Source organism: Rothia nasimurium, assembly GCF_004569295.1.
Classification (GTDB): Bacteria; Actinomycetota; Actinomycetes; order Actinomycetales; family Micrococcaceae; genus Rothia; species Rothia nasimurium_B.
Window position 1 is genome coordinate 1 of the sequence record NZ_SPQC01000066.1, and the last position, 9,527, is coordinate 9,527.

The window sequence follows — 9,527 nt, forward strand, 5'->3', positions numbered from 1 at the left end:
GTTGGAAGAGGTGGATGAGTTGTTCTCGTTGGTGTTGGGTGAGTGAGCTTCGTGCTCGCATAGGAGATGCTCCCCATTAGTTGGTGACTGTTTTTTAGTAGTCCAACTTATGGGGAGCAGTTCACACCAGGGAGCGGGGCCTTTTTGCTAGCCCTGCATAGCCGCCCGGTAGAAGGAGGCCTTGAGCTCGCGCACAGCGGTCACCGACCAGATGGCGCTGGTAGAGCCAGCCCGGGCCTGCTGTAGGTAGGGCAGATCGGTGTCTAACGTCCGGTCGAACTGGGCCCGTAGGTCGTCGAGGGAGGCGATGGTCTGGCCGCGGTGGGTGAAGGGGAAGACCCCGGACGCCCCCCGCCCGCTCAAGCCCCTGGCGGTAGCGGGCCGCGCGGTCGGTGGCATAGTCGGCAATGCCGGTCTGCCCCATGATGAAGCTATCCGACAGGGCCCCACCCGCAGCTGCCTTGTACTGGTTGGAGATGTAGGGGACCATGCCCTCGTCGTAGCCCTTGTAGGTCAGCAGGTCGAAGGCCTGACGGCGGACGGTAATATCGCCGGGCGCCCCGGTGGCGGGGTGTAGGCACCGTAGGCGGGGTCGAAGAGGGGGTGGTGTAGTAGCTGTTGGCCGGTGCGGTGCCGATGGTGCTGATGCCGCGCCACTGGTAGCGGGATACCACCACCAGGCCCTGGGCGGTGAAGTCTTCCACTGTTGAGAGGGTGGCGGCCTCGTCCACAGTGATGGTGCTGAAGGTGTCGTCGGTGTGGCCTGTGGTGCCGCGCGGGGTCTGGCTCAGGCGGTTGAGCAGGACAGCGCGCTCTTCGGCCGGGCGGCGCAGAATAGCTTCTGCCTCGAGGGCATCCAGCAGGTAGAGGGTGTCGAGCTGCTGGCGCATGTAGGCGGAGAGGTCTTGTTTGGTGGCGAACTGCTCGGGGCTGCCGTTGTGCAGGCGGTCGGCGACCGAGGTCCAGTCGAAAGGTGATAGAGGCCGGGGTCGTTGCAACATAGACCCCGTCATTCTCCTGCGAAAGCAGAGGCAGGATAAAGCGCTGGGATGCAGGGGCTGCCGCTAGCTTGCTATAGAGCGGGGCGGCGGCGTCCGCAATGATGGCCCCGCTCTGCTCGTGCATCCAGGCCTCCAGGTCGCTGGTGCCCGCCCGGTCGGCAATGAAGCTGGTGAGCTCCGGCAGGCGCACCACGGTGCGGTGGGCAGTGGGGGAGCTGCTGAAGGCCAGTACGCTAGCCCGCTGGGAGCCAATGTTGAGTATGTAGTCAATCGGGTCAACCCCGGTGATGCCGAACTGCTCAGGGTTGGCAATGAAGGCCTCGGCCACGTTTACGCCGCCCAGTTCGAAGGAATAGAGCGACCGCAGGTAGGCCAGGCCCAGCAGGAACTGCTCCTTGCGCCCGCTGACCTTATTGGTTATCAGGGTTTCGCGCTCTTGGGGTGAGAGATGGGCGTAGAGGGGGGTGCGGCAATCGCGGTGAGGGTATTCTGGGCCAGGAGCTTTGAGACGTTGAACTGCTTCTCAAGGCCGGTAGCTTTGAGCACCTCGGGCTGGAGCTCAGCGCGGGCCTCTGCCTCGGTCACGGAGTTGAAAGGACGCCCAGTTCGGCGGGAAATCTCTAGCCGCTTGGTGGTGATATCGGTAAAGCGAATGGGTGGGTGAGAGCGAGTCGTAGACAGTCTGCGACTCGGTGAAGGAGATACCGCCCAGTTCTGCTGCCAGGGTGGCAAAAAGGTCGGCAGACGGCGTTGAAGCGGTGTAGGTGGACCGCCGAGCTGGCGATGATGGTGGGGGCAGACCAGGCTGCGCCGTGAATGAGGGTACAGCGATGGATGGGGGAGGAGAGCATAGAGAACTCTTTGTGTGGTGTAGGGGGATGTGTGCGAGGTGAATACGGCCTTGGGCGACAGCGGACGAGTGGGCGCCGGGCCCGCACCTCTTCTTTAAGAATACCGGCTGGAGGTAGCCGGGAGCAGGGAGTGTGTACCGATGAGGCTCGTGTGCTGGCGCGGATGTGCCCTTGGCTATATCTCTTGTGTTTGCCCAAGAGTAACGTCATAAATGCGTAACATTAATTCTCTGCCTTGCAGATAGCAGGTATAGGCTCTATAAATACGCTTTTTTCTTGATACCGAAAGGAATCACCGTGGCAGGCTTTACCACCCGCGCAATCCACGCCGTGCACTCTAATGAAGAGCAGGCCGTTGTACCCCCGATTTACACCGCCTCCACCTTCGGCCAGCCCACCGACGGCACCGAAGGCCCTTTCGAATACCAGCGCGGCGGTAACCCCACCCGCTCCAAGGCAGAAACCACTCTCGCCGCCCTCGAGGGTGCCGAGCACGCCTTCCTCTACGCCTCCGGCATGAGCGCCACCGCCGCAGCCATGGGAATCCTGGAACACGGCCAGACCCTCATCATGGGCATGCCCGTCTACGGTGGCAACTACCGCTTCGCCACTATCGAGCTCCCCAAGCGCGGCGTCACCAACGAACTGGTCTACGACCTCTCAACCCTCTCGGACGCCCACTTTGAGGGCAAGAACGTGGGCATGGTCTTTATCGAGACGCCCTCCAACCCCACCCTGCGCGTCACCGACATCAAGAAGGTCGCCGAGCTGACCCACCGCCACGGTGCCCTGCTGGTCGTCGACAACACCGTCATGACCGCCTACCTGCAGAAGCCCCTCGACCTGGGTGCAGATATCGTCGTGCAGTCAGCCACCAAGTACCTGGCCGGTCACGGCGACCTGCTCGCGGGCGTCGCCACCACCAACAATGCAGAGTTGGCCGACAAGCTCTTCAAGGCCCAGCTGATCTCCGGTGGCGTGCTTTCACCCATCGACTCCTACCGTCTGCTGCAGAACGTCAAGACCCTGGCCCTGCGCATGGAACGCCAGCAGGCCAACGCCGACGTCCTCATCGAAGCAGTCGCCGCCCACCCCGCCGTTGACACCGTCTACTTCCCCGGCTCCTACAGCGCCGAAGAAGCTAAGATCCAGGCCGAACAGGCCACCGGCAAGGGCGCCCTCTTCTCCTTCACCGTCAAAGAAGGCTACGACATCAAGGCCTTCCTCGATGCCCTGCAGATCTTCACCTTCGCCGTCTCCCTCGGCGGCATCGAATCCCTGGTCTGCCTACCCACCACCATGACCCAGGGCGCCTACTCCCAAGAAGACCGCGACGACGCCGGCCTCACCACCCGCCTGGTGCGCGTAGCTGTTGGTATTGAAGATATTGATGACCTGCTGGAGGATATGACCTCTGCCTTGGATGTTGCCTAGGGCGGGGCGAAGATACGAAGGGTGGGCTTCTGGGATAGAAGCCCACCCTTCTGTGCGAGGGTTTAGGTTAGCGGTTTAGCGGCGAACCCTCGGGGTATCATCTTGATAGAGGTTTTCTCAGCTAGACCGTCGACTTGAACGCGGTCAAGTTCTTGCCCTGTTGAGCGGTCATAGCGAACCATCTGGATTTCTTCGTCTTGGTTGTAAGAGAAGACGACGATATCAACTTCCCTGAAAACAACCTGTGAGTTGGACAGTCCTTTTTTAGTTGCGGAGATGTCGAAGAGCTCTTTGGTCACGCCTGTGGCGACATCAGTCTCATAGATGGTATTCCCCAGGTACCAGGACAGTTTGCCATCTTTGATAGCTTCATTATCTATGGCTTGAGCGTGTGCTACTCCAGTGCCGTCTTCATGGGTAAGAGGTAGGGGGGCCCCTTCTTCATCCGTCACAGGGACCGCTAAGAACTCTCTTGTTTCAAGACCGAAGGTGAGCACATCGCCGTACTGGTAGCTACCGTATTCATTCTCTTCAGGCAGTGTACCCAGGGCAAATACTTTTCCGTCCCGGCAGTGCAAGTCGTTTGCAGGGGTATGGTAGTTAGGAAAATTAAGAACTAGTTTTTCTTTTTCTTCCTTTTCATCAATTGCGACAAGAATTTTTTCTTCAACTCCGTCATTTTTGTAATGTCCAGTGGTCGGAGAAATCCCTACGACTGTTCCATCCGGGCAAATTCCTGAATCATAGTATGAACCTTCGGTTGGAAAGGAGATAAAATCATCTCCCTTTCGTTGAATAACCTGAGTTGTATACCCCTGATTTTTCTGGGAACCAAAGCTGTAGAGACCTACGGTAGAGCCGTCGGGATGAAGATTGTAGCCGTACATCAAGTCAGATTTTTCAAGAGACCATTTTTCGAGTTTTTCATCGGTAAGCAGATAGTCTGCGGATTTATCAGCAAAGTGGATTCCTTCTTCTGTCCAGAAAACACCACCGTTATCTAGCCCATCCACCCTTATGGTTTCATAGGATCCATCAGCTTTAATGAGAGCAAGATAGCTACGGTCAACGGGGGTCGAACCAACCACTTGGGGGCTGAGGTAGAGTGCGTATTCAACGTCCTCTAAGTTATTCCCGGCAAGCTTTGCTTCAGGCCATCCGTCTAAAGCTGGGGGAGGGGTGCAGGCAGTAAGGAGGAAGGTAGCTGTGAGTGCGATAAGACTTCTTTTTTTCATGGTAATCTCCTTACTTAGCTCACGGTATGGTAAATTTCGGTGTGTTCGGAGTCCTTGAATGTTGTAGGGATAAACACCGGGGCCGCCGTTGCTGTCTAAATCAATACCGGCGGCAACATCGTAGGCGTGCCAGACCAGCTGAGAGCAGTTGAGGGCTGAGAAGCTACCAAATTTATTGACAGCAAAGTTTGAGTTATAGGGGCGACCTAGTAAGTTCTCATTCGCCCAATCTGCGACAGAATCCTTGGTAGCCTGGTCAATTTTCACATTGAGCAAAACTGAGCCAGATGACGCTGATACGTTGTTTCGGCTCATTCTATGGCTTTGAGTATGTTCCCCCCTTTTTTTGCCGGGGGCTTCAATGATTTCTTCGGCTGAGAAGTACAGGCCAGTATGACCGTGGTCAAAACCGAGGGTATTTGCGGGAGTGACAAAGATGTCACCCCTATTCCGCCCAGCAGGTAAGGCGGGAACAGCCTGACGGAAGCCGGAAGAGCTTGCAGCGTTGTTGGTAGTGCTTCCCCGGGCGTCCTTGAGTGCTTCCTGTGCAACAGCGTGCACGGTGGTGTTGTTAGCTTCTGCATAGGCAGAAAGGTCAGCCTGCATCTGTGTATAGGAGGTGCCGGGGTTCAGCTCTACAAGCTCGGCGATGGGGTCGTCGCTGCTTGCTGAAGCGGTGGTAATCCCTGCGAAGGCCAGAAGGAGGGTTGCGGCAGTGGTGGTCGTAGTCTTGCTAAAGATGAACATGTGAAACACCTCTCTTATAAGTATGCTTTGGGTTGGTGGGTGGTTCTAAATTTAGTAGTCCACTCTCTTTGGGGCAAGGGTGTTTGCTTGTTGAATGAGGCCACTTTGCTTTGGTGTAATCCTGATAAAAAGTGTTTTTCCCCTCATTTCCACCAGTAAAGGGAGTATCTTTGCGGTGTTTCATGTCACCTTCAACCTCCCCTGAATAATTTTCGTAACACTTGCGTAACAATAATTCTTTGTGGGGGCTTCACCTGTTATAAGCTTGCGCAGTTACTCAAAATGTCACCACCGAAAGACAGGTACCATGACAGCAATCAACCGTCGTTCCGCCCTCGTCCTCACCGGCGCGTCCGCCCTCGTCCTGGCCCTGGCCGCCTGCGGTTCATCCTCATCCACCACCTCCGACTCCTCCGCAGCTGCCGACAAGCTGCAGGCCATCAAGGACGCCGGCAAGATCCGCATTGGCTTCGAAGGCACCTTCGCCCCCTGGAACTACCACAACGAAGCCGGCGAACTCGTCGGCATGGAAAAGGAAATCGGCGACCTCATCGCCGCCGACCTGGGCGTCACCGCTGAATACACCGAAACCCCCTGGGACTCCCTGATCGCCGGTGTCGACGCCGACCGCTACGACATCGTCATCAACAACGTCTCACCCACCGAAGAGCGCAAGCAGAAGTACGACTTCTCCAACCCCTACGTCGCCTCAGAGGGCAAGGTCGCCGTCCTGCAGGACTCAACCCTGCAGACCATCGCCGACCTCAACGGCGCCACCGCAGCCTCATCAGAGACCTCCAACTTCCGTACCCTGCTCGAAGAAGCAGGCGCCCAGATGACCATCGTTACCGGCTTCGACGAAGCCATCGAACAGGTACTCACCGGCCGCGTGGACGCCTGCGGTAACGACGCCGTCACTTTCGCCTACTACCAGGAACAGCACCCCGATGCCCCCATCCGTCTGCTCGACGGCGTGCTCGGCGACGCTTCCGAATCAGCAATCCTGATGCCCAAGGGCGCAACCACCCTGCAGACCGCCATCAACGACTCCATCGCCAAGCACCTGGAGAACGGCGACTTCAAGGCCATCTACGAAAAGTACGTTGGCATCGACCTCAGCCCCAAGGCCTAACCCGGCCCCGGCAAGCCGCACCCCGGCGTCCGAACCGAAAGTAACCCGTAGAACACTATGGACCGCTACCTAGAACTCTGGGCACAATCCCTGCCCTCTCTGCTGCTGGCCACCGTGCAGGTGACCATCCCGCTGACCCTCATCTCCTTCGTCCTCGCGCTGGTCCTGGGTCTGCTGGCCACCGCCGCCCGCAACCTCAGCCGCTACAACCCGCTCAGCTGGCTAGCTACAGCCTTCGTGTGGTTCTTCCGCGGCACCCCGCTTCTAGTGCAGCTCTTCCTGGTGTTCTACGGGCTACCCCGCGTCGGCATCACCCTCGACACCTGGCCCGCCGCCATCATCGCGCTGAGCCTCAACACCGGCGCCTACGTGGCCGAAACCTTCCGCTCAGCCTACGCCTCAATACCGCGCGGCCAGTTCGAGGCCGCCTGCACCCTCAACTTCACCAAGATGCAAACCCTGCGCCACGTCGTCATCCCGCAGGCTACCCGCATCGCCCTGCCCCCGCTGGGTAACGACCTGATCGACCTGGTCAAGGGCACCTCCCTGGTATCGGTCATCTCCATGGTCGACCTTTTCCAGTCCGGCAAGCAGGTCGCCGCCCGCACCTTCGAACCCCTGGCCATGTACCTTGAAGTAGCCGCCATCTACCTGGTCATCTTCACCCTTCTCTCCATCGCCCAGCGCGCCCTAGAGAAGCGCACCAGCCGTTACATAAGGACAGTCAATGCTTAGCCTGAAGAACCTCACCAAAAGCTTCGGCGAGAACACCATTCTGCGCGACATCTCCCTCGACCTCGAAAACGGCGAAACCACGGTTATTCTCGGGCCTTCTGGCTCGGGTAAATCCACCCTGCTGCGCTGCCTGAACCTGCTCGAAACCCCCGAGTCGGGCGTTCTGACCATCGAGGGCGACTCAGTGGACTTCGCCGCCGGCCTGAGCGACGAGCAGGTACGCACCATCCGCAAGCACTCGGCCATGGTCTTCCAGAACTTCAACCTCTTCCCCCACTACACCGCCGAGCAGAACGTGGCGCTGGCTCCGGTGCTCAACGGCAAGATGGGTAAGGACGCCGCCGCCCAGCTTGCGCGCGACCTGCTTGAGAAGGTGGGGTTGGGGCATAAGGCAGACTCCTACCCCGATAACCTTTCGGGCGGCCAGCAGCAGCGCGTTGCCATTGCCCGCGCCCTGGCTGTGGCCCCCGACTACCTGCTCTTTGACGAGCCCACCTCTGCTCTCGACCCCGAGCTTGAAGCCGAGGTTATTCGTGTGCTCATCGACTTGGCCCGCGAAAAGCGCTCCCTGGTGGTTGTTACCCACAATATGGCCTTCGCCCGCCGGGTCGCCGACCGCATCGTCTTCCTCGACGGCGGCAGCGTGCTCTACAACGGCGCACCCGAAGCCTTCTTCGACTCCGACAACGAACGCATCCAGCGCTTCCTGCAGATCTTCGAGATGACGGACTACCGCATCTAAGGAGCTGGGGCGCTAGAGGCGGCCTGTGCCGCTGTAGAACCTGTTTCACCCCGCCCTTTCTCTCTTCACCCCGAGATAATCACTAGGGTGAAGAGAAAAAGGATGGGGTGATTTTTTAATACCAGAGGAGTTTAGAAGACTATCGGTAAATTGTTGAACGGTGACCAACATCGAGAGCAATAACTTGCATCTGCTGATCTTCAAATTTTACGAGTACTCGAAAATTTCCTACACGATAACGCCACAGGCCAACCTTGTCAGCTGTCAGCTCTTTTCCCAGGTCCTTCGGATTATCTAACTGAACTACCTGGTCAAGGTAAGTCTTAATTCTACGAATATCCGGCTTATCGAGCTTTCTAATCGATCGTTCAAACTCTTTTGCCAACACTAATTGCCAGGCCACATTCAGACCTCGAGCTCATCCCACAATTCTTGGGCGGGGCGGGTCTCACGGCCGTCTGCCTCGAATCGTGCCAATACCTGCTGTGCCCATACCTGTTCTTCCTGCTGTTCAAGATACTCAAGTACAGCAGAACGCACTAGCTCTTCGGTGCTCGTGCCAAGAGCGGAAGAAAGACTCTGTAGCTGTGCCTCTTCAGTAGCTGTAAACTCAACATGCACGGTCATAGGTTTTCTCCTTACTGTGCTTTCCAGTATGGCAAACGGCTGTACTTTCAACAATAGGATATTGTTCTGGACTTGCTTTCTGCGATGAAGAAGCTGGGAGTATTTTCAGGGATAAGTGCACGGTAAAGTTTTGCCCATGAACACCGCTTTTACTTTTTCAGTAGGTCTGGTACCTAGCCAGCAGGAGCTGGTAAATCTCTACACCTCTGTGGGGTGGAGCGCTTACACCGCCCACCCTGAAGACCTGGTACCCATGTGCACCGGTAGTCTTTACCTGGCGGTGGCCCGCGAGGAGACTACCGGCCGACTCGCCGGGCTGGTGCGGGTCGTCGGCGATGGGGTCAGCCAGGTCTACATCACCACAGACACCCACCCTAGCAACCAGCACGTGATTGACCTTTACCGGGGTAGGGGCTTCAATCCCGTCGAGGGCTACGGCTGCGTGACCCTGGCACAATTTACTTTTGAACCGTAAGGCTAGTGGGTCAGCACAGCTTTCAACGCAGCTACGGTAAAGCCCAGTACAGCGAAGACGATGCCGCCAAGAAGGGTGCGGAAAGTGACGCTTTCTTTGCGGTAGTGGGCAACTACAAAGCCGACCGAGAACAGGCGTCCCACCAGCGCTAGCACCGCCAGGTACCAGCTGACCTTGCTCGGTACCAGATGGAGTATCGCCAGCACGAGGAAGAAAGCCGGAGTCAGAGTAGAGCTGACGATCGGTACAGCGTTACGCAGGGCGTCCTTAACATCAGCCTTGGTGAGGCCGTCGCCGTGAAGAAGCCGGTGCTCCTGGCTCTCAGCCAGGAAATGCGCCAAGAAGGTAGTCAGACCGGTCGCTAACAGGACGATGAGTGCGTGCCCGTGCTCGATATCCTCAGCAGACACCAGGACGAGCGCGCCCAAAGCCAAAATATTGCCGTAAGTATAGGCCGAGATACGGTGGGCGGCATTGCTGGGGGAGAGACCCTCAAGCATGCGGGACTGTTTGGTGCGGTGTGACATACCCTCTATTCTATTCGCACC

Annotated in this window: 12 protein-coding genes and 1 pseudogene; 5 read left to right on the forward strand and 8 right to left on the reverse strand. The window is 57.7% G+C overall.

Features of this window, described 5'->3' with window-relative positions:
* Nucleotides 1-121: 121 nt before the first annotated feature.
* The 4 genes and pseudogenes from E4U03_RS13835 to E4U03_RS13000 form a co-directional block, all read right to left on the reverse strand.
* A complete protein-coding gene (locus E4U03_RS13835; RefSeq protein ID WP_135013952.1) occupies nucleotides 122-547 on the reverse strand; it encodes a ZmpA/ZmpB/ZmpC family metallo-endopeptidase in 426 nt (141 codons plus the stop codon).
* Entirely contained in the window at nucleotides 432-1,001 is a 570-nt protein-coding gene (locus E4U03_RS11905; protein WP_167752426.1) for a ZmpA/ZmpB/ZmpC family metallo-endopeptidase, read from the reverse strand. The genes E4U03_RS13835 and E4U03_RS11905 overlap by 116 nt, the downstream gene beginning before the upstream one ends.
* Nucleotides 1,002-1,284: 283 nt before the next feature.
* Nucleotides 1,285-1,425, reverse strand: a pseudogene (locus E4U03_RS13840) (ZmpA/ZmpB/ZmpC family metallo-endopeptidase); the annotation flags it as partial.
* Nucleotides 1,422-1,586, reverse strand: coding sequence for a hypothetical protein (locus tag E4U03_RS13000; protein ID WP_167752427.1), 165 nt, complete (start codon nucleotides 1,584-1,586; stop codon nucleotides 1,422-1,424). The pseudogene E4U03_RS13840 and the gene E4U03_RS13000, both read right to left, overlap by 4 nt.
* A gap of 563 nt (nucleotides 1,587-2,149) precedes the next feature.
* Between E4U03_RS13000 and E4U03_RS11915 the strand changes: the two genes are divergently transcribed.
* Nucleotides 2,150-3,286: a trans-sulfuration enzyme family protein gene (locus E4U03_RS11915; protein ID WP_135013943.1), complete on the forward strand. Its 1,137-nt coding sequence runs from the start codon at nucleotides 2,150-2,152 to the stop codon at nucleotides 3,284-3,286.
* Nucleotides 3,287-3,348: 62 nt separating this feature from the next.
* Here E4U03_RS11915 and E4U03_RS11920 read toward each other — a convergent pair whose 3' ends face one another.
* Nucleotides 3,349-5,268 carry a hypothetical protein gene (locus E4U03_RS11920; protein ID WP_135013944.1) on the reverse strand — a complete coding sequence of 640 codons (1,920 nt, stop codon included), beginning with the start codon at nucleotides 5,266-5,268 and terminating at the stop codon, nucleotides 3,349-3,351.
* Between the two features lie 307 nt (nucleotides 5,269-5,575).
* Between E4U03_RS11920 and E4U03_RS11925 the strand changes: the two genes are divergently transcribed.
* From E4U03_RS11925 to E4U03_RS11935, 3 genes are read left to right on the forward strand one after another with little or no spacing between them, the layout of a single operon-like run.
* Nucleotides 5,576-6,400 (forward strand): transporter substrate-binding domain-containing protein, encoded by an 825-nt coding sequence (locus E4U03_RS11925; protein ID WP_135013945.1) that lies wholly within the window; start codon nucleotides 5,576-5,578, stop codon nucleotides 6,398-6,400.
* 57 nt (nucleotides 6,401-6,457) lie between these two features.
* Nucleotides 6,458-7,135 (forward strand): amino acid ABC transporter permease, encoded by a 678-nt coding sequence (locus E4U03_RS11930; RefSeq protein ID WP_135013946.1) that lies wholly within the window; start codon nucleotides 6,458-6,460, stop codon nucleotides 7,133-7,135.
* A complete protein-coding gene (locus E4U03_RS11935; RefSeq protein WP_135013947.1) occupies nucleotides 7,128-7,877 on the forward strand; it encodes an amino acid ABC transporter ATP-binding protein in 750 nt (249 codons plus the stop codon). The genes E4U03_RS11930 and E4U03_RS11935 overlap by 8 nt, the downstream gene beginning before the upstream one ends.
* Nucleotides 7,878-8,016: 139 nt before the next feature.
* Here the strand turns inward: E4U03_RS11935 and E4U03_RS11940 are convergent, their stop codons facing one another.
* Together E4U03_RS11940 and E4U03_RS11945 are read right to left on the reverse strand one after the other, a co-directional pair.
* Complete coding sequence (locus E4U03_RS11940; protein WP_209304173.1) at nucleotides 8,017-8,280, reverse strand: type II toxin-antitoxin system RelE family toxin; 264 nt, start codon at nucleotides 8,278-8,280, stop codon at nucleotides 8,017-8,019.
* A 2-nt stretch (nucleotides 8,281-8,282) separates the two neighbouring features.
* Nucleotides 8,283-8,504, reverse strand: coding sequence for a DUF6290 family protein (locus tag E4U03_RS11945; RefSeq protein WP_135013949.1), 222 nt, complete (start codon nucleotides 8,502-8,504; stop codon nucleotides 8,283-8,285).
* Nucleotides 8,505-8,640: 136 nt separating this feature from the next.
* Between E4U03_RS11945 and E4U03_RS11950 the strand changes: the two genes are divergently transcribed.
* Complete coding sequence (locus tag E4U03_RS11950) at nucleotides 8,641-8,979, forward strand: hypothetical protein (RefSeq protein WP_135013950.1); 339 nt, start codon at nucleotides 8,641-8,643, stop codon at nucleotides 8,977-8,979.
* Between the two features lie 2 nt (nucleotides 8,980-8,981).
* Here the strand turns inward: E4U03_RS11950 and E4U03_RS11955 are convergent.
* On the reverse strand, nucleotides 8,982-9,527 hold a 546-nt coding region (locus E4U03_RS11955), incomplete at its 5' end, for a hypothetical protein (protein ID WP_209304174.1).

Coding starts and splice junctions, on each gene's coding strand:
- E4U03_RS11905 (WP_167752426.1), bottom strand. CDS start 1,001: ATGTTGCAACGACCCCGGCCTCTATCACCTTTCGACTGGACCTCGGTC.
- E4U03_RS11920 (WP_135013944.1), bottom strand. CDS start 5,268: ATGTTCATCTTTAGCAAGACTACGACCACCACTGCCGCAACCCTCCTT.
- E4U03_RS11925 (WP_135013945.1), top strand. CDS start 5,576: ATGACAGCAATCAACCGTCGTTCCGCCCTCGTCCTCACCGGCGCGTCC.
- E4U03_RS11930 (WP_135013946.1), top strand. CDS start 6,458: ATGGACCGCTACCTAGAACTCTGGGCACAATCCCTGCCCTCTCTGCTG.
- E4U03_RS11935 (WP_135013947.1), top strand. CDS start 7,128: ATGCTTAGCCTGAAGAACCTCACCAAAAGCTTCGGCGAGAACACCATT.
- E4U03_RS11945 (WP_135013949.1), bottom strand. CDS start 8,504: ATGACCGTGCATGTTGAGTTTACAGCTACTGAAGAGGCACAGCTACAG.
- E4U03_RS11950 (WP_135013950.1), top strand. CDS start 8,641: ATGAACACCGCTTTTACTTTTTCAGTAGGTCTGGTACCTAGCCAGCAG.